Source organism: Mesorhizobium vachelliae (assembly GCF_033977325.1).
Taxonomy (GTDB): domain Bacteria; phylum Pseudomonadota; class Alphaproteobacteria; order Rhizobiales; family Rhizobiaceae; genus Mesorhizobium; species Mesorhizobium vachelliae.
In genome coordinates, this window is record NZ_JAVIIR010000002.1 from 62,152 (window position 1) to 80,674 (window position 18,523).

17 protein-coding genes are annotated in these 18,523 nt (G+C 65.1%); 8 read left to right on the plus strand and 9 right to left on the minus strand.

Translation table 11 applies throughout. The annotated features are described in order from the left end of the window. Nucleotides 1–56: 56 nt before the first annotated feature. The 7 genes from RFM41_RS03920 to RFM41_RS03950 all read right to left on the minus strand — a co-directional run bounded on the left by RFM41_RS03920 (nucleotide 57) and on the right by RFM41_RS03950 (nucleotide 7,124). Nucleotides 57–1,052, minus strand: coding sequence for a Rieske 2Fe-2S domain-containing protein (locus tag RFM41_RS03920; RefSeq protein WP_320246821.1), 996 nt, complete (start codon nucleotides 1,050–1,052; stop codon nucleotides 57–59). Next, on the minus strand, nucleotides 1,049–2,194 hold the full coding sequence (locus RFM41_RS03925) for a GNAT family N-acetyltransferase (RefSeq protein ID WP_320246820.1): 1,146 nt from the start codon (nucleotides 2,192–2,194) through the stop codon (nucleotides 1,049–1,051). Before RFM41_RS03925 ends, RFM41_RS03920 begins: the two co-directional genes overlap by 4 nt. Continuing rightward, on the minus strand, nucleotides 2,191–3,447 hold the full coding sequence (locus RFM41_RS03930) for a F390 synthetase-related protein (RefSeq protein WP_320246819.1): 1,257 nt from the start codon (nucleotides 3,445–3,447) through the stop codon (nucleotides 2,191–2,193). Before RFM41_RS03930 ends, RFM41_RS03925 begins: the two co-directional genes overlap by 4 nt. Next, on the minus strand, nucleotides 3,444–4,268 hold the full coding sequence (locus tag RFM41_RS03935; protein ID WP_320246817.1) for an MBL fold metallo-hydrolase: 825 nt from the start codon (nucleotides 4,266–4,268) through the stop codon (nucleotides 3,444–3,446). Before RFM41_RS03935 ends, RFM41_RS03930 begins: the two co-directional genes overlap by 4 nt. Beyond that, nucleotides 4,265–5,248 (minus strand): NAD-dependent epimerase/dehydratase family protein, encoded by a 984-nt coding sequence (locus tag RFM41_RS03940; RefSeq protein ID WP_320246816.1) that lies wholly within the window; start codon nucleotides 5,246–5,248, stop codon nucleotides 4,265–4,267. The genes RFM41_RS03935 and RFM41_RS03940 overlap by 4 nt, the downstream gene beginning before the upstream one ends. Nucleotides 5,249–5,250: 2 nt before the next feature. Further along, the gene (locus RFM41_RS03945) at nucleotides 5,251–6,240 is read right to left on the minus strand and encodes a 3-oxoacyl-ACP synthase III family protein (protein ID WP_320246815.1); all 990 of its coding nucleotides are present in this window, start codon (nucleotides 6,238–6,240) and stop codon (nucleotides 5,251–5,253) included. A gap of 86 nt (nucleotides 6,241–6,326) precedes the next feature. Next, entirely contained in the window at nucleotides 6,327–7,124 is a 798-nt protein-coding gene (locus RFM41_RS03950) for an alpha/beta fold hydrolase (RefSeq protein WP_320246813.1), read from the minus strand. A 114-nt stretch (nucleotides 7,125–7,238) separates the two neighbouring features. Between RFM41_RS03950 and RFM41_RS03955 the strand changes: the two genes are divergently transcribed. Beyond that, nucleotides 7,239–8,129, plus strand: a complete 891-nt coding sequence (locus RFM41_RS03955; protein ID WP_320246812.1) for a LysR family transcriptional regulator — start codon at nucleotides 7,239–7,241, stop codon at nucleotides 8,127–8,129. 3 nt (nucleotides 8,130–8,132) lie between these two features. Here RFM41_RS03955 and RFM41_RS03960 read toward each other — a convergent pair whose 3' ends face one another. Continuing rightward, on the minus strand, nucleotides 8,133–8,582 hold the full coding sequence (locus RFM41_RS03960; RefSeq protein ID WP_041008379.1) for a DNA polymerase III subunit chi: 450 nt from the start codon (nucleotides 8,580–8,582) through the stop codon (nucleotides 8,133–8,135). A gap of 3 nt (nucleotides 8,583–8,585) precedes the next feature. After that, nucleotides 8,586–10,103 (minus strand): leucyl aminopeptidase, encoded by a 1,518-nt coding sequence (locus tag RFM41_RS03965; RefSeq protein WP_320246811.1) that lies wholly within the window; start codon nucleotides 10,101–10,103, stop codon nucleotides 8,586–8,588. Between the two features lie 357 nt (nucleotides 10,104–10,460). Between RFM41_RS03965 and lptF the strand changes: the two genes are divergently transcribed. From lptF to RFM41_RS04000, 7 genes are all read left to right on the plus strand, one after another. After that, nucleotides 10,461–11,657 carry an LPS export ABC transporter permease LptF gene (lptF, locus tag RFM41_RS03970; protein ID WP_320246810.1) on the plus strand — a complete coding sequence of 399 codons (1,197 nt, stop codon included), beginning with the start codon at nucleotides 10,461–10,463 and terminating at the stop codon, nucleotides 11,655–11,657. A 2-nt stretch (nucleotides 11,658–11,659) separates the two neighbouring features. Then, nucleotides 11,660–12,742: an LPS export ABC transporter permease LptG gene (gene lptG / locus RFM41_RS03975; RefSeq protein ID WP_320246809.1), complete on the plus strand. Its 1,083-nt coding sequence runs from the start codon at nucleotides 11,660–11,662 to the stop codon at nucleotides 12,740–12,742. Further along, on the plus strand, nucleotides 12,742–15,144 hold the full coding sequence (locus tag RFM41_RS03980) for an LPS-assembly protein LptD (protein ID WP_320246808.1): 2,403 nt from the start codon (nucleotides 12,742–12,744) through the stop codon (nucleotides 15,142–15,144). Before lptG ends, RFM41_RS03980 begins: the two co-directional genes overlap by 1 nt. A gap of 224 nt (nucleotides 15,145–15,368) precedes the next feature. Then, on the plus strand, nucleotides 15,369–16,292 hold the full coding sequence (locus RFM41_RS03985) for a SurA N-terminal domain-containing protein (RefSeq protein WP_320246807.1): 924 nt from the start codon (nucleotides 15,369–15,371) through the stop codon (nucleotides 16,290–16,292). A gap of 75 nt (nucleotides 16,293–16,367) precedes the next feature. Continuing rightward, complete coding sequence (gene pdxA / locus RFM41_RS03990; RefSeq protein WP_320246806.1) at nucleotides 16,368–17,396, plus strand: 4-hydroxythreonine-4-phosphate dehydrogenase PdxA; 1,029 nt, start codon at nucleotides 16,368–16,370, stop codon at nucleotides 17,394–17,396. 7 nt (nucleotides 17,397–17,403) lie between these two features. Then, complete coding sequence (gene rsmA, locus RFM41_RS03995; RefSeq protein WP_320246805.1) at nucleotides 17,404–18,249, plus strand: 16S rRNA (adenine(1518)-N(6)/adenine(1519)-N(6))-dimethyltransferase RsmA; 846 nt, start codon at nucleotides 17,404–17,406, stop codon at nucleotides 18,247–18,249. A gap of 68 nt (nucleotides 18,250–18,317) precedes the next feature. Next, entirely contained in the window at nucleotides 18,318–18,521 is a 204-nt protein-coding gene (locus RFM41_RS04000; protein ID WP_320246804.1) for a hypothetical protein, read from the plus strand. Nucleotides 18,522–18,523 lie beyond the last annotated feature (2 nt).

An 18,523-nucleotide genomic window follows, 5' to 3' on the forward strand; every position in this document is an offset into this window, starting at 1 on the left:
CGGCAGGACAGAGGGGGGCGCGAAGGAACGCGACCTAACCTTCTCCAGAGCGAAAACTACAACTCAATCTCATGCACCCTCGGCTCGCTCGCCGCCGCCGGCATCTTCCCCTCCATGATCGCGGCAATATCGCGGCGCAGGAAATCGAGCGGGCCGATCACCGGCAGGGCTTGCGGCGGCAGCCGAGCGTTGTCGCTGGCCGATTTCAGCACGCGGCGGTCCTGCTGGAGGGCGATGTTGAACAGAGGCTTGAAGGCCAGCGCCTTCAGCTCACCGAGCAGGCCCTGGCGCCGGCCGATCAGCCACCCGACGCCCTCGACGGTGCGCTCGTCGGCCTGACGGAGGTGGAAGGTGGTGGCCAAAACCAGCCCATCCTTGCCCCAATATTCAAGCTCGGCAATGCCCGGATGGCGGAAGCGGCCGATGGTCTTTGCGCGCTCGCCTTCCAGGAGCCGGCTGATCAGGCCCTGCTGACGGTCCTCGCCGGTGTAGCTCGCCTCGACCCAGCCCTCCCCGCCGGTCACCTCGACCCGCACCAGATGCCTCTTGGAGGTCAGGCCGCGCAGAAGCCCCTTATGGGTGAAATGGGTATGGGTGGCATCGAGGATGTTTTCCGCCGCATCGATGACCGTCGATTGCGTCGATGAGCGCACGCGCCGCACGATCACGTCCTTGCCCTGCATGCAATGCAGGTAAGGTTCGCCTTGCGGCATGCCGGACGAGATGAAGACGACGCCGTCGCGCTCGATCGCGGCGAAACGGCGGACCCGGTAATGCGGCATCGCGCCGACATGGCCGGGGATCGCGGTGCAACGTCCGTCGCCGTCATAACGCCAGCCGTGATAAGGGCACTCGATTTCGCCGCCGACGATCTTGCCGGTCGACAATTCGACCAGCCGGTGCGGGCAGCGGTCGAAAAGCGCCGCGATGCCTTGCGCCGAGCGGAACAGCACCACCGGCTCGCCGTCATAGAGGATTCGCTTCGGCCGCCTGCCGATGTCGGCGGCCAGCGCCACCGCCTGCCAACGGGCTTCGCCGCGGCGTTCGCTCACAATTCGAACCTCCTGAGCAAGGGAATGCCGACCAGCGCCAGCACGGCTTCCATGGCGCGGATCGCCATGCGCCGTCGGCGCGGAAGATGCCCAGCATAGACGGCGTTGTATTCGATCGCGGCGACCGCGCCGCGCCGGCGTTTGAAACCGGCGGCGCCCGCGCTCATGTTGAAGAACAGGCCGCGCGAAGTGGCGTGATCCTGCGCCATCGCCATCATCATGCGATAAAGCCCGTCTGCGACCGGCAGGCCTGTGTCGTAGCCGACGATAGGCTGGGTCAGCGTGCCGCCGTTTTCGAACAGGCCGGTGACGGCGACCAGCTCGCCGCCCGGCCGTCGCAATCCCGCCAGGCTGATGATGCCACGCCGGTGCATCTCGGCGATGTAGCGGGCGGTGTAGTGTGGATTGAGCGGCGTGTATTTGTCGAGATAGAGCATCGTGTAGAGCTGCTGGGCACGCGCATAATCCGCCTCGGTGAAATCGCCATTGCCGACCCGCTCGAACGGCGTCGCGCGCAGGCGGGCGCGGTCGCGCTTCATGTCGCGCGTCATCGCCGGCGCGGCGCTGCGGTCGGCGAAGATGTAGATCTGGCGCGCCGCCAGCATGCGGAACCCCTCCGCCTTCAAGGCGGCAATGGTCGCCGGGTCGGCGATATCGTTCAACGAACGGATGACGATGGCGCAATCGGGGAAACGCGCGGTGAGAGCCGAGCGCAGCGAAGCGGCCGTCGGCCGGTCGAGCAGCGGCACCGGATTGGTCGAATAGAGCCAGTTGTTGACCTGCGCTTGACGGTCGAGGCCGCTTGCCCTGACCAGCGGCGCGCAGGCGCCGATCAGCGCGTTCAAAGCGCGTCGCAGCAGCGGGTGGGCGGCGAAGTTGCGCGTCTCGTCCATCGCGTAATCGATGTAGGCGCTAGTCGGGCAACAGATATAGCAGTTGTGCGCTTCACTCTCGTCGTTCAGCGTCAGCGGAAAAATGCGCCCGGCGACTTCGAACATCTCGACTTTCGTTTCCAGGTTGGCGATGAGATCGCTTACCGGCACCTCATTGAAAAGCCTCACAAAAGCCTCGACTTTTGCAGGCTTGTTCTCGACCCGGTCGACCTGCTGCCGAGGTCGCTCCATCGTCGTCGCGCCGCTCATCGCGCCCGGCCCAGGCGGCATTCGACGCGGCGCAATTTACGGCCTGTTTCCAGCGGCAGCGGCGCGCGAATGAGTTTCACGGTGGCCGCCGTCTTTCGCATTTCCAGGAGCGCGCGCACTGCTTGGTGAGCGGCCGCCGCCGCATCATCCGCGAGCATCGGCGGAAGCCTGAGCTCGACGCTATCCGGCCCGGTCTGGACGAGGCGGAAATCGTCGATGCGGCGATCGGCCTTGAGCACCGCGTTGCGCAGCACATCCGGCGTGACGAGGATCGGGCCATCCTGCGACATGAGCCGGAAGACATCGTCCATGCGGCCGACGATCTCGTCGACGCAGCGCAGCGGCGAACCGCATCGGCAAGGTTCTTTGGACAAGCGCAACAGGTCGTTCATCCTGTAGCGCGCCATGATCTGGGTTTGGCGGCGAAAGGCCGTCACCAGCGGCGTCGCCAGCCCCTCGCCCGCCGGCTCGAATTCGAAGAAGACGGAGTCCTCGGCAAGATGCAGTCCGCCTTGACGGCAGGTCACGGCGAACAGGCCTTCCGTCGCCATGTAGATCTGGTCGAGCGGCAGCCGGAAGAAATCCTCGATAACCGGACGATCGACCGGATCCAGCGTTTCAGCCGCCGAGAAGACGCGCTTCGGACGCAGGCGGAAACTTTCGCTTGCGAAATGGCGAAGGATTTTCGGCGGTGCGATGATCACCGTCGGATCGAAGGCTTCGAGCGCGGCACGCCAGCTTTCCGGCCCTACTGTCAGGTCGAAGAAGGCGAGCTTCACCAGGCGCGATTTGCGAGCGCTGTCGTAGAGCCCGGTGTTCTGCGGCAGGATGACGGCGACGCGCATGCCGCGCCACAGAAGATCGGGCGCCGCCTTGGCGAGGATTGCGCCCAGCCAGCGGTACTTCTCGGCCTCCGAAATCACGAACAGGCCGCGATTGCCGGAGGTGCCGGTGCTGGCGCCGATGGTGAGCGCGCCAGCGCGGCCGTCATCAGCCTGAGCAGCCCAAGCGTCCGTGGCTGTCAGGCCATGGATGTTGAAGTCCTCGAAGCGCGCCATCAGCAGCGCCTTGTCGGTCACCGGCAGATCGGCAAGCCGGGCCGGTGGTTTGCGGTAGAAAGGCGCCTGCGGCAGGTCGCGATCCAGGAAGCGCCGCAAGGCCGCCGCCTGCCAGCGCTCGAAATCCGCCCGACTTTTGCGCGAGACCCAGCGCGTCAGGGTGAAGGAGCCTGCCGCTTCCGCCAACCCGTTCATGCGGCCTCCGGCGCGAGGTCGTAAGATGTCGGCGCGGGATCATGGCAGAGCATCACCTCGCCGCCGGCAGCGAGGAAACGGCGCAGCATCGCGCTGGTCGGCTCTATCGCCGCGGTATCCTCGGCGATCAGCGTGGCCGGGAAGCCCGGCGTGCGGTTCTGGGTCAAGGCCGTGAGCAGCCATTGCACGTCGACGGCGTAGAGCAGCGGACGATCGAGCCCGGCAAACAGCAGGCCGAACTGGCCGTCGGCATGTCCGGGAAGATCGACCGCCATCACGCTGCCGTCGCCGAAGAGATCGGCGCCGCCTGGGACGTCCTCGCGCGCTTCGACCCGCCGCTTGGCAGACAGGCCCTCAAGCCGCGCCTCGAAATCCGGCGGGAAAAGCTCGGTGAAGACGCCGTGGCGCAGGTTCTGCATCGAGCCGCGCGCCTTGACCCGTGCCCAAGCGGCGTCGCTGGCGATGAAACGCGCATTGCGAAACAGCGACAGGCCCGAAATGTGGTCGGCGTGGAAATGGGTGACGATGATCGTGCGGATGTCATCGGGCGACAGGCCGAAACGCCGCAGCACAGGGAGGACCTGCTCGGTTGCATTGAGATCGGGCTTCAGCAACCCGCTGTAGAGCCGCAGCATCCGGCCGCGCCGCTCGCCGCTCAGCGCCTCCTGCGTGTAGCCGGTGTCGATGAGCACCGGGCCGGCGGCCGGGTGAAAGATCAGCCCGTAACGAACCCGCAGCCTGACGCTTTGCCAGCCGCCGCCGTGCAGGATCAATCGCTCGGAGGCGCTCACCCAGGCGCTGTTTGCGAAGGCGATCCTCATGGCCCAACCTCACCGGCAAACGTGCGGTCAAGCCCTTGTTCGAACGAGACTTTCGATGTCCAGCCGAGCATCCGCTTCGCCTTGTAAAGATCGAGGCTTTGCGCATAGGCGAAGAGGCCGAGCCCGTAGCGGGTGACCGGCGGCTCAGGCCGTCCAGGCAGTCGGAGCGCCACCGCTTCCATCAGGCCCGCCGCCAGCATCGCCGGCATGAGCGGCGTCGGCCGCCAGCGAGCCTTGAGACCGGCCCGGGCGCAGGCCTCGTCGGCGATGCGACGGACCGGCAGCACCTCGCCGCCGGAGATGTTGAAGATCTGGCTCTCGGCCTCACCGGGCGCCGCGAGCGCCGCCATCACCGCGTCGACGACATCGTCGACATAAGTGAGGTCGATGGCCGCGCGGCCATCGCGAAACAGCGGCAGCGGCCGGCTTTTTGCCGCCTTGATGAGCCGCGGCAGCAGCGCGCGGTCGCCCTTGCCGTAGATACCGCGCGGCCGCAGCACCACCGGATGGATGGCAGGCTGGCCGAGCACGATCGTCTCCGCCTCGCGCTTGGTGCGGGCATAGTGATTGACCGGTTCCGGCAAGACCGCGTCCTCTCGGAGTCCAAGCTGGTCGTGGAAGGCGAAGCAGACGGACGGGCTGGAGATGTGGACGAAACGGCCGACGCCCTGCCTCCTGGCGAAATCGACAAGGTTCTGGGTCGCCGTGACATTGGCCGCCACGAAATCCGCCAGCCGGCCGAAGGGCGAGGAGAGCGCCGCGCAATGGATGATCCGTTCGACCCTGCCCAGCCTGGGGTCGAGCACGTCGTCGAGCGGCTGCGCGAGGTCGTGGCGGATGATGCGATGGCCGGCGGCCTCAAGCGCGGCGCAACATGCTTCATCGCGACCGAGCCCGAGCGCCAGCGTGCCGGATGCGGCCAGCCGCTCGAGCACATGGGAGCCGAGGAAGCCGCTGGCGCCGGTGACGAGCACGGCCATCCTCAGACCTCCAGCGCCATGCCGCCGAAGGAGACGCCGGCCGACGTGCCGAGGAAGAGCAGCTTCATGCCCGGCGCGACGCGGCCCTCGCGGCGCGCGACATCGAGCGCGAAGGGAATGGAGGCGGCGATCTGGTTGCCGAAGCGGGCGGAGACGTCGACCAGCTTTTCCGGCGCAAAGCCGGTCTGGCGCGCCATATGGGCGAGCGCGAAGGGGCTCGCCTGGTGCGGCACGACGAGATCGACATCGCCATGCCGCCAACCGGCGCGCTCGAGCAGAGCGGCGACGAAGCCGTTGAAATGGCGCGCGGTGAGCCGGAACAATTCCTTGCCGTCCATGTGGAACAGGCTGTGCGCGGCGAACGCTTCCTTATCCTTGCGGAAATCGAAGCGCGTGCCGCCCGAACCGATGCTGCAGGCTTCCCAGCCGGAAGGATAGGTGCGCATCAGGCTCGCCGCCACCTTGCCCTCGCCCGGCTTGGCCCTGCGCAGCACCGCGGCCGCCGCGCCGTCGCCGAAGAGCGCGGCGATTTCCGGCGCGTCCAGCCACGGCAAGGCGCGCGAGGCGACTTCGGACGAGAACACCAGCGCCGTTTCGCATTGCCCGGCCTCTATCATGCGGCCGGCGGTCTCGAAGGCGGTGAGGAAGCCGAGGCAGGTGCTGTTGACGTCGAAGGCGGCGGCCGAGCCGTCGGCAAGGCCAAGGCGCTGCATGACCAGCGGCGCGGTCGCCGGAAGCGGCTGGTACGGCACGCCGCAGCCGCCGATGATCAGGTCCACGGCGCCAGGCTCCAAGCCGGCATCGGCAAGCGCAAGTGTCGCCGCGGCGCAGGCGAGATCGATTTGCGATTCGGCGTTGCAGACATAGCGCTCGACGACGCCGGTGGCGGTTTCGAGCGTGCCCTCGCCGAGGCTCAGCTTCGCCTCCAGCGCGCGTGTGGTGAGGCGCTCAGCCGGTACCGCCCTGCCGGTTCCGACGATCCTGATCCGCATTCTCCCCCCGCTGCACGAGCTTGGCCCTATCTACCCCAAAAAGCGATCGATAGCGACGTTTCCCATGCTCATACGGTACTACCGGGTCATGGCCTCCGGAGGAAACCTGCCACGGCTTGCATGAACTCCGCCGGCCGCTCGACATTGAGCAGGTGGACGCCGGGCAGAAGCAGAAGCTCGGAGCCGGGGATCGCCGTCGCGATCGCCTCGCTGTGGCTCGCCAGTGTCACCTTGTCGTCCTCGCCGCCGATGACCAGCGTCGGCGAGGTGATCAGCGAAATCGGGCGGCGCAGATCGGCGTCGCGGACCGCGGCGAAGCATCCCGCCAGCCCTTGGCGGGACATGGCCAGGACCGCGGCACGGAATGGCTCGACGGTCTTGCTTTGACCGCCCAGCATCGAGGCCGGGAACCAGTTGCGCATGAACATGTCCGCCGTGGCCGACAGGTCGCTTGCCGCAAGCACATTGTTTATCTGCTCGTCGAAATAGGATGCCGGCCCGAGATGCGGCGAGGTGTTGGAGAGGATCAGGCGCTCGATGCGCTCCGGCGCATGGATGCCCAGCCACTGGCCGACGAAACCGCCGAGCGACAGGCCGAGGAAATGGACACGGGCAAGCCCGAGGTAATCGAGCAGTTCCAGCACGTCGCGGCCGAGACGGTCGAGCGAATAGGCTCCGGCCGGCGCGTCGGAGCCGCCATGGCCGCGGAAATCGTAGCGCAGCACGCGGAAGGATTTGGCGAGTTCCGGAACCTGGCCGTCCCACATGTGGAACGTCGTGGCGATGGAGTTGGAAAACATCAGCACCGGACGGTCTTCCGAACCGTCCAGCCTGTAGGCGATGCGAGCGCCATCGCCCGCCGTGAAGTGAAGCGTGTCGGTCATTCTGGATCCTCATCCTTCGGCGCGTCTGCGCGGTTTTCGATGAGGCAAAGCTAGGCGTGGCAACTATCGAAGAAAATTACTATGATTGGACAGTCTCTGTAGGATTATTCGACTATGGATAACGTGAAGCTTCACGATCTCAGATGTTTCGACGCGGTCGTTACTCAGGGCAGCTTTCAGGCTGCGGCCATTGCCCTGCACCGGACGCACCCTTCCGTCTTCGCCGCGGTGGCGCGGCTGGAGGAGCAGCTCGGCCTAACGCTGCTCGACCGCGGCGGATATCGGGTGAACCTGACCGAGGAAGGCCGGCTGTTCCACCGCCGCGCGCAGCTGGCGTTGCGCGAAGTCGAGCATCTGAAAGACTATGCCGGCCAGTTGGCGAGCGGCGAGGAAACCGTGCTGCGCGTCGTCTTGGGCGATGTCTGTCCGAGACCCGGAATACTCGGCCTGCTCAGCCGTTTCTTCGCCGAGCGGCCGCGCACACGCCTGCATCTCGACTATGAGGCGATCGGCGGGCCGGTCGAGCGATTGATGGATGGCGAGGCCGATCTGGTCTTCCACCGCGCCAACCCGTCCGACCCAAATCTCGAGCGCATCGATCTGTGCGACGTCGCCTTCGTGCCGGTGGTGGCGCCCGGCTTCCTGCCGTTCGACACCGGGCATGACGTCACGCCGGAAGCGATGCGGCCCTTCACCCAATGCGTTATCCGCGACACGGCGCGGCGTCCTTCATCGGAAAACTTCTTCGTCCTCGATGGCGCGCATTCCTGCTCGGTGCCCGATCATATGATGAAGAAGGAGCTGATCCTGCATGGGCTCGCCTGGGGACATTTGCCCAAGTGGCTGATCGAGGACGAGATGCGCGAGGGACGGCTAATTTCTGTCGCCGGCAGGCACATTCCTGGCCGTGTTGAAACCGTGGCCGCTGTCCGGCGGCGCGACAAGCTGCACGGGCCTGTGGCCGACGCCTTGTGGCGGCACCTTCAGGGTAGTGAGGTGCTCTAAGGTCTAAGCCTTGCGCTCCCACCGCCTGTCCGGCGTCTGCTGCCAGTAAGTCACGGCGTGGCCGGCTTCCTTCATCGTCTTCCAATGGCCGCGGGCGGCTTCGAGCTGCGCGGCGTCATGGCCGTCGAACAGGAAGACCGCGCGTTCGTAGCCGGAAAGCTCGGGCGGGCTGGCGCCGTCAACCAGGAAGCGTATCTGCGCGGCGTTCTGGTTGCCCTCGCCCGTGGTGAGCAGGACCGGCTGCTCGGCCGGATAGGCCTCGCGGTCGGTGGCATGAGCCAGGAAGGAATCGTCGCGAAAGGTCCATAGATGCTGGTCGAGCGCGTCGCGGCGCTCTTCCGTGCCGGTCTGCACAACCGCGCGCCAGCCGCGCTCGACGCTGCGCTCGAGCAGGCCGGGCAGCGCCTCCTCGAGCGTCGATTCAGTCAAATGGTAGAACAGGATGTCGGCCATCCCCTACCCTTCGTAATGATCGCGCACCAGCCTATCGAGCAGCCTCACGCCAAAACCCGAGCCCCAGGACTGGTTGATCTCGCTCGCCGGCGCGCCCATCGCGGTGCCGGCGATGTCGAGATGCGCCCAGGGCGTGTCCTTGACGAAGCGCTGCAGGAACTGCGCGGCAATGATGGCGCCGCCATAGCGGCCGCCGATGTTCTTCATGTCGGCGTTCTTGGAATCGATCAGCTTGTCGTATTCGGGGCCGAGCGGCAGGCGCCAGACCCGCTCCTGGCTGGCCTGGCCGGCGCCGAAAAGCCGGCCGGCAAGCTCGTCATTGTTGGAGAACAGGCCGGCATAATGCTGGCCGAGCGCCACCATGATGGCGCCGGTGAGCGTCGCCAGGTTGATCATGAATTTCGGCTTGAAGCGGTCATTGGCGTACCAGAGCGCGTCGGCGAGCACGAGGCGGCCTTCGGCGTCGGTGTTCAACACTTCGATCGTCTGGCCCGACATCGAGGTGACGATGTCGCCGGGGCGCTGCGCATGGCCGTCGACGGCGTTCTCGACGAGGCCGATGACGCCGACCACGTTGGCCTTGGCCTTGCGGGCGGCCAGCGCGCGCATCAACCCGGTGACGGCGGCTGCACCGCCCATGTCGCCCTTCATGTCTTCCATGCCCGAAGCCGGCTTCATCGAATTGCCGCCGGTGTCGAAGGTGACGCCCTTGCCGATGAAGGCAAGCGGAGCGTCCTTGGCCTTGCCGCCGTTCCAGCGCATCACCGCGATCCGCGCGCCGCGCGGCGAACCTTGGGCCACGCCGAGCAGCGAGCCCATGCCGAGCTTCTTCATCTCTTTTTCAGTCAGGATCTCGACCTCGACGCCGAGCTGCTCCAGCACCTTGACGCGCTCGGCGAACTCGACGGGCCCCAGCGCATTGGCCGGTTCATTGACGAGGTCGCGTGCAAGCAGAACGCCGTCCACCACCGCTTCCTCGCCGGCGAAGGCCTTCTTCGCGGCCGCGGGGTCGGCGCAGTGCACGGTTATCTTGGCCGGCTTCGCCTTCTTGGCATCGGGCTCCTTTGGATCGGATTGCCCGTCTTCCTTGTCCTTCCTGGTCTTGTATTTGTCGAAGGAATAGCTGCGCAGCAGGATGCCGGCGGCAAGGCTGGCCGCCTGTCGTCCGTCGGGCTGCAGTTCGGGCAGATCGAGGACAATGGCAACCTCGGTCGCCTTGCGCAGCGAAGCGGCAACGGCGCCGCCGAGCTTCAGCCAGGCATTGTCGTCGAGGCTTGAGACCTTGCCGGCGCCGATCGCCACGAGCCGATCGACAGACGTTCCTTCCGGCGCCAGCACCTCGACCGAGCTTGCGAGCTTGGCGGAAAAGTCGGCGACCGGAAAGGCGCGCGCAAGCGTGCCGGCCGGATCGCAGGCCTTCGCCGCCTCGCCGAGCCCGTCGCCGTCGGCGGCGAACACGAAGACGCTGCCTTTTTTGGGCGCGGTGAATTTGGCGAAGGAAATGGAAGGTCTCGACGTCATCAGGTTCCTGCTTTCGGGGATGGCCGTGGGGTGTCGGCAAAGGTTTGGCAAGCGTGCGCGACATTTGGTCGTTTTGAGCCATTTGGCAAGACTTTGGCCGAAATCGTTGTCTATATCAGCGCCACAATAGACAAAGGATTCGCCTCGGCGCGGCGTTAGCTTGCTGCCGTAACCTGCTGTTAACCATCAATGTTTTGCATTTCTTATCCATTGGCGCGGAGACTCCGCCGCGCCGGGGCGCGCGGCGTGAGGCGACAATCCGGAGCGAGCCGTCTATGACCCAGTTGTGCACGCGCCGGCGGATCACTACTTTGTCGGCGGGCATGATGCCGTTCGGCAAAATCGAGAAAAGCCTTCATGAAGGTCGTTGAACGCTACATCATGCGCCGGGCGCTGACGATGTTCCTCGCCGCGCTGGCCTGGACGCTGGCGATCGTGTGGACGACGCAGGTGCTGGCCAAGATCGACCTCGTCACCGACAACGGCCAGTCGGCGCTGACCTTCTTCGAGGTCGCGGCGCTCATCATCCCCTCCATCATTCCGATCGTGGTGCCGTTCGCGCTGGTGGTGGCGGTGGCGCAGACGCTGAGCGCCATGAACACCGATTCGGAGCTTGCCGTGCTCAGCGCCGCGGGCGCCTCGCGCTGGACGATCGCACGGCCGATCCTGCTGCTCGCGGCTTTTGCTTGCGCCTTTTCCTTCATCGTCGACAATGCGATCGACCCGTATGCCCGGCAGAAGAACCGCCAGCTGGTGGCGGCTTCGCGCGCCGACCTCGTGTCGCTGATCATCCAGGAAGGCACGTTCCGCAAGATCGACGAGGGGCTATATCTGCAGGTTGGCGAACGGCTTCCCGGCAACCGGCTCGGCGGCATCTTCGTCGCCGATTCGCGCGAGGAAGGCGCGAGCCTCACCTACTATGCCAAGACCGGCAGCATCGTCGAAAAGGGCGACGAGAAGGTGCTGATGATGAATGACGGCGTCATCAACCGCAAATCGGTGACCGGCGACCTCTCCGTCATCCGCTTTACCTCTTACGCCTTCGACATGTCGGCCTTCATGTCGGCGACGAACGAGATATCGCTTTTGCCCAAGGACAGGACGACGGCGTATCTGCTCAACCCGGATCCCAACGACAAGATGTTCCAGCGCGAACCGGGCAGCTACCGTGCGGAGCTCAACCAGCGCTTCGCCGAATGGTCCTATTCGCTGGTGTTCGCGCTCATCGCGCTTGCGGTGGCTGGCGATGCGCGTTCGCATCGCGAAGCGCGCATAAATCCGCTGATCACGGCGATCGCGATCGCGCTTTTCGTGCGGTGGCTGGGCTTCTTCGCCGCCGGCAAAGCCGACAAGGTCTGGTACTATGTCTACCTGCTCTACGGCATACCACTCATCGCTTCCGCGGTTTCGATCTGGTTCATCGTCTCGTCCCGCACCATGGAATTGCCGGTCAGCTGGGCCGACTGGCTGACCGGCCTTGCCAAGCGCGCCGGCGAAAACTGGACGACATTCAAGCTCTGGCTCGCCCGGCGCACCTCGGGCCAGGGAGCCTGACCATGGGCTGGACGCTGGGCCGCTATTTCTTCTTCCGCTACGTCTCGATCACCTTCTGGTTCTTCCTGGGCCTGCTGGCGCTGGTGTTCCTGATCGATTTCACCGAGCTTTCCGGCCGCACGACCGGGCTGCCCGGCTTCACCTACGGCATAGCCTTCGCCATTTCGGCGCTCAGGATGCCGATGATCATGCTGCAGACGGTGCCGTTCGTCGGGCTGTTCTCGGCGATGGCGACGCTGGTGTCGCTCAACCGCCGCTATGAGCTGGTCATCGCGCGTTCGGCAGGCGTCTCGGCCTGGCAGTTCCTGTTCCCTTGCTGCGTCGGCGCGCTGATGTTCGGCGTGCTATCGGTCGCCATCATCAACCCGATCGCCGCGCATGGCTTTTCCTTGTCCGAGCAGATGGAGAACGACCTCAGGGCCGGCAAGTCGAATGCGGTCACGACCAACGTCACGCCGTGGCTCAGGCAAAAGACCGAATCGGGCGATACCATCATCGGTGCCCGCGCCATCCTCAACCAGGGGCTGGAGATGGCGGATGCGGTGTTCTTCATCCTCGACCCGCAGGGCAACATCGCCGAGCGCAAGGACGCCGCCAAGGCTTTCCTGCGCGACGGCTACTGGGAACTGCAGGACGTCAAGGTCTTCAAGAGCGGCAATATCCAGGCGCTCGCGTCCGACAAGGTGCCAACCAATCTCAAGCCGGAATTCGTGCAAGAGCGCCTGGCGCGCCCTGAAACCATCCCTTTCTACGAGCTGCCGCGCAAGATCGAGGTCGCCCGCTCCTTCGGGCTCAAGGCAAACGCCTTCGCCATGCAATTCGATTCGCTGGTGGCGTTGCCGTTCCTTCTCGTGGCCATGACGCTTATTGCCGCAACGGTTTCAATGCGTTTTGCGCGAATGGGGCAGTCGGCAACGATGATTCTGGGTGGCGTCGTGGCCGGCTTTCTGCTTTATGTCGTTTCGGTACTGGTCAAGGCATTCGGTGTCGCCGGATTCGTGCCTACGGTGGTGGCTGCATGGGTTCCGGTTGTCGTGGCTATGTTCTTTGGGGTGACGTTTCTGCTATACAAGGAAGACGGCTAGTGAGGGAGGCGGCTTTGCGCAGCCATAGGCAGGCCGGTTTGGCACGCCTCTATGGGGCGACCGCCTTGGCATGTCTGTTCGCTTGTGCGGTGCCGACGGCACCCGCGCTGGCGCAGCAGATCACTGCCAAGCCCGTCCCGTCCGGTTCGCAGATGCTGCTGGCCGCCGATACGCTTGTCTATGACAACGACAAGCATACGGTGACGGCCGTCGGCGGCGTGCAGATCGACTATGGCGGCAACAAGCTGGTCGCCCAGCGCGTGGTGTACAATCGCGACACCAAGCGCCTCGTCGCCAGCGGCGCCGTCGAGCTGATCAACAGCGACGGCACCAAGGTCAATTCCGACCACATCGACATCACCGACGATTTCGCCGACGGTTTTCTCAACGCGCTGCGCGTCGAGACGGTCGACAAGGCCTATTTCGCCGCCGAGAGCGGCGAGCGCATGGGCGGCGTGCTCACCACCTTCCATAACGGCGTCTACACCGCCTGCGAACCTTGCGAGGACAAGCCGGACAAAGCGCCGACCTGGCGCGTCAAGGCGCGAAAGATCATCTGGAACGGCGAGAAGAAGACGGTCCGCTTCGAGAATTCGAATTTCGAATTCTTCGGCTTCCCGCTCGCCTACCTGCCGGCCTTCGAGATCGCCGACCCGACGGTGAAGCGCAAGAGCGGCTTCCTGATCCCCGGCATCGTCTACAACAACCATCTCGGCGTCGGCGTCAAAGTCCCCTATTATTTCGCGCTGTCCCCGACCTATGACCTGACCGTCTCCGGCACCGGCTACACCAAGCAGGGTTTCCTCGGCGAGGCCGAGTGGCGCCAGCGCTTCAACAACGGCCAGTACACGCTGAAGATCGCCGGCATCAGCCAGCGGGATCCCGAGGCGTTTATCGATGCCGCCGGACACAATGTGAATTCCGGCCCGGCCGACGATCCGAACAAGTTCCGCGGCATGATGGGCACCAAGGGCCAGTTCGCCATCAACGAGCGCTGGAATTTCGGCTGGGACGTGCTGCTCCAGACCGACAAGGACTTCTCGCGCACCTACAACATCGACGGCTACAACGACCTCGTCCACCAGTCGTCGATCTATCTGACGGGCTTGAGCGACCGCAATTATTTCGATGTCCGCGCCATGCGCTTCGAGGTGCAGGAAGACACGCTCTCCACCGACCGGACAGCGCGCGCCGCCAAGCAGCCATGGGTGCTGCCGTCCTTCGACTACGCCTATATCCCCGATACGTCGGTGGCCGGCGGCCAGTTGTCGTTCAACGTCAACGCGCGCGTGATCAGCCGCAACCAGTTGGATGAGACTTTCGACAAGTTTTCGGACGTGGAACGGGTTCCTGGAATCGAGGGGCAATCCAGCCGGCTGAGCGCGGAAGCCGAATGGAAGCGCACCTTCACCACCGATGGCGGTCTGCAGCTGACGCCGTTGCTCGCCTTCCGCGGCGATGCCGGCTACGTCAACGCCAATTCGGCTTCGCTCACGGCGGTCAACGAGATGGCGACGAATCTCGGCCAGGACGTCGACATGCGCTCGTCGCTTGCCCGCTACATGGCCACCCTCGGCCTCGAGGCACGTTGGCCGCTGCTGTTCTCGATGGCCAACTCCAGCCACATCCTGGAGCCGACCGCGCAGGTCTTCGTCCGCCCGAACGAGCAATATGTCGGCGGGTTGGCGATCCCCAACGAAGACGCGCAGAGCTTCGTCTTCGACGCCACCACACTGTTCGAGCGCGATAAATTCTCGGGCTATGACCGCATAGAAGGCGGCACGCGTGCCAATGTCGGCTTCCGGTACTCGGGCGCCTATGACAATGGCTGGGCCACGAACGCCATCTTCGGCCAATCCTATCAACTCGCGGGCGAGAACTCCTTCACCGCACCCGATCTCGTAAATGTTGCGGCTGATTCCGGCCTGGACAAGCGGACCTCGGATTATGTCGGCCTGGTCGGCTTCAACAGCCCGAGCGGTTTCTCCGGGTCGCTGAGCGGTCGTTTCGACGAGCAGACCTGGGAGGTCAGGCGCGCCGAAGTGAAGGCTGCCTATTCCGGCCTGCCGGTATCGCTCAGCGCCAAATATGCCTTTATCCAGGCGCAGCCGCTCTATGGCTTCACCACCGACCGCCACGAGCTCACGCTCGGCGCATCGACCCATCTGGCGCAGAACTGGCGTCTGTTCGGCACCGGCACCTACGACATCGAGAACAACGTGCTGGTCAAGGACGGTGTCGGCTTCGCCTATAACGATTCCTGTTTCACCTACATCATGACGTTTTCGCAGACCCGCGATACCGTCACCAAGGAAGTGTCGCAGAACATCGGTTTCAACCTGTCGTTCCGCACGCTCGGCGATTTCGGTTCGTCAACAAGCGCGATCGATACCATCCAGTGACCATGCGGCAAGCGGCTCTGCATCCGAGCCGTGCGCCGGCTGGGGCGCTGATGTGGGCTTTGGTCTTGATTTCGAGCGTATTCCTTCGAAAATGGGCCTGATTGTCAGGGCTATGCGCCGGCGACATCGTTTCGCCGTATAAGACGGGCAAGGGGTCGACTGCATCGCGCAGGCGTTCGGAGGACGCGCGGCGCCGTCGTGGTGGGGAAAATTGGGAAAGCAAGATGAGGAAATACCTGTTTTCAGCGGGATTCGCGCTTCTGGTGGCGGCGACCACGGTTTCGGTCACGGCTGTTGTGCAGCCTGCTTTCGCGGCTGAGATCAAGTATGTCGTCAACGGCATACCGATCACCACCGGCGACATCGCGCACCGCGCCGCCTTCTTCAAGCTGCAGCACAAGAAAGGCGATGCGAAGGAGGAGATGATCGACCAGACGCTGCGGCTGGCCGAGGCCAAGCGGCTCGGCATCCGCATCAGCGACCAGCAGGTCGACGCCGCCTACCAGCGCTTCGCATCGAGCAACAAGATGCCGCTGGCGAGACTCGACGCAATCATGGCGCAGTCGGGCGTCAGCAAGGAGCATTTCAAGGAATTCATCCGCGCCCAGATGGCCTGGAACCAGGCGCTCAGCGCGCGCTACCGCTCCGGCGAAGGCGGTTCGGTGACCGAGCAGGACGCCGTGCGGCGCATGCTCGACAAGGGCGGCGCCAAGCCGACTGCGACGGAATACATGTTGCAGCAGGTGATCTTCGTGGTGCCCGCCTCGGAGCGCGCCGCCACGCTCGCCAAACGCAAGCGCGAGGCCGACGCCATGCGCGTCCGCTTCAGCGGCTGCAACACCACGCGCGAGTTCGCCAAGGGCCTGCTCGACGTCACCGTGCGCGACCTCGGTCGCGTGCTGGCGCCGCAATTGCCGTCCGACTGGGCCGAGCAGATCAAGGCGACCAAGGTCGGCGGCGCGACGCCGACGCGCGAAACCGAACGCGGTGTGGAATTCATCGGCGTCTGCTCCTCTCGCGAGGTCTCCGACGACAAGGCCGCGCAGATGGTGTTCCAGGCCGAGGGCAGCAACGACAAGGACGCCGAGGAGCTCAGCAAGAAATACGTCGCCGAGCTGCGCCAGAAGGCCAAGATCGTCGAGCGCTAGAGCGACAGGCGTGTCCCGACACAGCATCGCGTTCGCCCAAACCATGAGCGGTTTGATCCGCGCGCTGGGGTGAGTATGCAGAAAACCGATGCTCCGCTAGCGCTCAGCGTCGGCGACCCCTCAGGCATCGGGCCGGAGATCGCCATCGCAGCCTGGGAGGCGGGCGACAGCGCTGGCGTGCCCCCCTTCTATCTCATCGCCGACCCCGCTTTGATCGAAGCCCGCGCGCGTCTCGTCGGCGCAAATGTCACGATTGTCGAGACGCTGCCGGGACAGGCAGCGCACCACTTTGCCCGGGCCCTGCCCATCGTGCCGCTCGATGCACGCCATTTCGACAGGCCGGGAGAGCCGGACCGGGCCAACGCCGCGGGCACCATCGAAGCCATCGACCGGGCTGTCGCTGACTGTCTCGCCGGCCGCGCAGCGGCGATCGTCACCTGCCCGATCGCCAAGAAGCCGCTTTACGATGCCGGTTTCGGCTTCCCCGGCCACACCGAGTATCTGGCGCATCTGGCCTCGCGGCACACCGGCAGGGACGTGACGCCGGTGATGCTGCTGGCCGGACCCGACCTGCGCACCGTTCCGGTCACCATCCACATCGCTTTGGCCGAGGTGACAAAGGTGCTCACGACGGAGTTGATCGTCGCGACCGCGCGCATCACGGCCGCCGATCTCGAGAGCCGTTTCGGCATTGTGCGGCCGAGGCTTGCGATCGCCGGGCTCAACCCGCATGCCGGGGAAGGCGGCGCCATGGGCTCCGAGGATGCCGCGATCGTCGCCCCGGCGGTCGAGATGTTGAAAGCGGAAGGCATCGACGCGATCGGGCCCCTGCCCGCGGACACGATGTTTCATCCGCGTGCGCGCGCCTCCTATGACGCGGCGCTCTGCATGTATCACGACCAGGCGCTGATCCCGGCCAAGACTTTAGCCTTCGACGAGGCAGTGAACGTCACGCTGGGTCTGCCCTTCATCCGAACCTCGCCCGATCACGGCACCGCTTTCGACATCGCCGGTAAGGGCATAGCGCGCGCCGACAGCCTGATCGCCGCGCTGAGGCTGGCGCGCCGGCTGGCCGACAGCGGACGGCGGACTGCCGCCGCATGAGGCTCAATTGAACGGACGCACCACGATCGACGGGCTCCAGCCGCTGCGCGAGGTGATCGAGCGGCATGGGCTGCAAGCCAAGAAGGCGCTCGGGCAAAATTTTCTGCTCGACCTCAACCTGACAAGCAAGATCGCGCGTGCGGCCGGCGATCTCGACGAAGCGACCGTGGTCGAGGTCGGTCCGGGCCCAGGCGGACTGACGCGGGCGCTGCTCTTCAACGGCGCGCGGCGCGTGATCGCGATAGAACGCGACGAGCGCTGCCTGGAGGCGTTGGCAGAGGTTTCCAGCCATTATCCCGGCCGGCTCGAGGTCATTCCCGGCGATGCGCTGAAGACGGATTTTGCCGCACTTGCCGGCGCGGCGAATGGCGGGCCGGTGAAGATCGTCGCCAACCTGCCCTACAATATCGGCACGGAGCTTCTGATCCGCTGGCTGACCGTGGCCGACTGGCCGCCCTTCTACCAGTCGATGACGCTGATGTTCCAGCGCGAGGTGGCAGAGCGCATCACCGCAGGTCCCGGCAGCGACGCCTATGGCCGGCTCGGCGTCCTGGCCGGCTGGCGCACCGAGGCGAGGATCGCCTTCGACGTGCCGCCGCAGGCTTTCATTCCACCGCCCAAGGTCACCTCCTCCGTCGTGCATCTGGTGCCGCGCTCGTCTCCGCTGCCCGCCGACGCAAAAAAGCTCGGCCGCGTCACCGAAGCCGCCTTCGGCCAGCGCCGCAAGATGCTCAGGCAAAGCGTGAAGAGCCTGGGCGGCGAGGCCTTGCTGCTTCGGGCCGGCATCGACCCGACGCGGCGGGCTGAAACGCTGAGCGTGGAGGAGTTCGTCCGGTTGACGAATATGATTTAGCCGTTGTCGCCGGCTCGGCGCCGGCTACGCGATTGCCGGGAAATCACGGAACGTGGTAGTGTGGCTAGATGAAAAAGAGCCATGCCATCGTTCATTCCGGGCAAAATAGTCAGTTCGTCCTGACCAGCGACAGAGGCGAGAAGATCAGTGCGGTTGAAGGCCTCAAGCTGTCGCGCCGCATGGCGAAGATTCTAAAGGAAAGCCGTGCGCGCGGTCTCACCGGGGATGAACGCAGGGCGTTGATCAAGGAACAAGCATCTCGAAAGAAATAGGA

Bases quoted from the DNA above. Each gene is read 5' to 3' on its own strand.
- RFM41_RS03925 (WP_320246820.1), bottom strand. From the start codon at position 2,194: ATGAGCGGCGCGACGACGATGGAGCGACCTCGGCAGCAGGTCGACCGG.
- RFM41_RS03930 (WP_320246819.1), bottom strand. From the start codon at position 3,447: ATGAACGGGTTGGCGGAAGCGGCAGGCTCCTTCACCCTGACGCGCTGG.
- RFM41_RS03935 (WP_320246817.1), bottom strand. From the start codon at position 4,268: ATGAGGATCGCCTTCGCAAACAGCGCCTGGGTGAGCGCCTCCGAGCGA.
- RFM41_RS03940 (WP_320246816.1), bottom strand. From the start codon at position 5,248: ATGGCCGTGCTCGTCACCGGCGCCAGCGGCTTCCTCGGCTCCCATGTG.
- RFM41_RS03945 (WP_320246815.1), bottom strand. From the start codon at position 6,240: ATGCGGATCAGGATCGTCGGAACCGGCAGGGCGGTACCGGCTGAGCGC.
- RFM41_RS03950 (WP_320246813.1), bottom strand. From the start codon at position 7,124: ATGACCGACACGCTTCACTTCACGGCGGGCGATGGCGCTCGCATCGCC.
- RFM41_RS03955 (WP_320246812.1), top strand. From the start codon at position 7,239: ATGGATAACGTGAAGCTTCACGATCTCAGATGTTTCGACGCGGTCGTT.
- RFM41_RS03960 (WP_041008379.1), bottom strand. From the start codon at position 8,582: ATGGCCGACATCCTGTTCTACCATTTGACTGAATCGACGCTCGAGGAG.
- RFM41_RS03965 (WP_320246811.1), bottom strand. From the start codon at position 10,103: ATGACGTCGAGACCTTCCATTTCCTTCGCCAAATTCACCGCGCCCAAA.
- lptF (WP_320246810.1), top strand. From the start codon at position 10,461: ATGAAGGTCGTTGAACGCTACATCATGCGCCGGGCGCTGACGATGTTC.
- lptG (WP_320246809.1), top strand. From the start codon at position 11,660: ATGGGCTGGACGCTGGGCCGCTATTTCTTCTTCCGCTACGTCTCGATC.
- RFM41_RS03985 (WP_320246807.1), top strand. From the start codon at position 15,369: ATGAGGAAATACCTGTTTTCAGCGGGATTCGCGCTTCTGGTGGCGGCG.
- pdxA (WP_320246806.1), top strand. From the start codon at position 16,368: ATGCAGAAAACCGATGCTCCGCTAGCGCTCAGCGTCGGCGACCCCTCA.
- RFM41_RS04000 (WP_320246804.1), top strand. From the start codon at position 18,318: ATGAAAAAGAGCCATGCCATCGTTCATTCCGGGCAAAATAGTCAGTTC.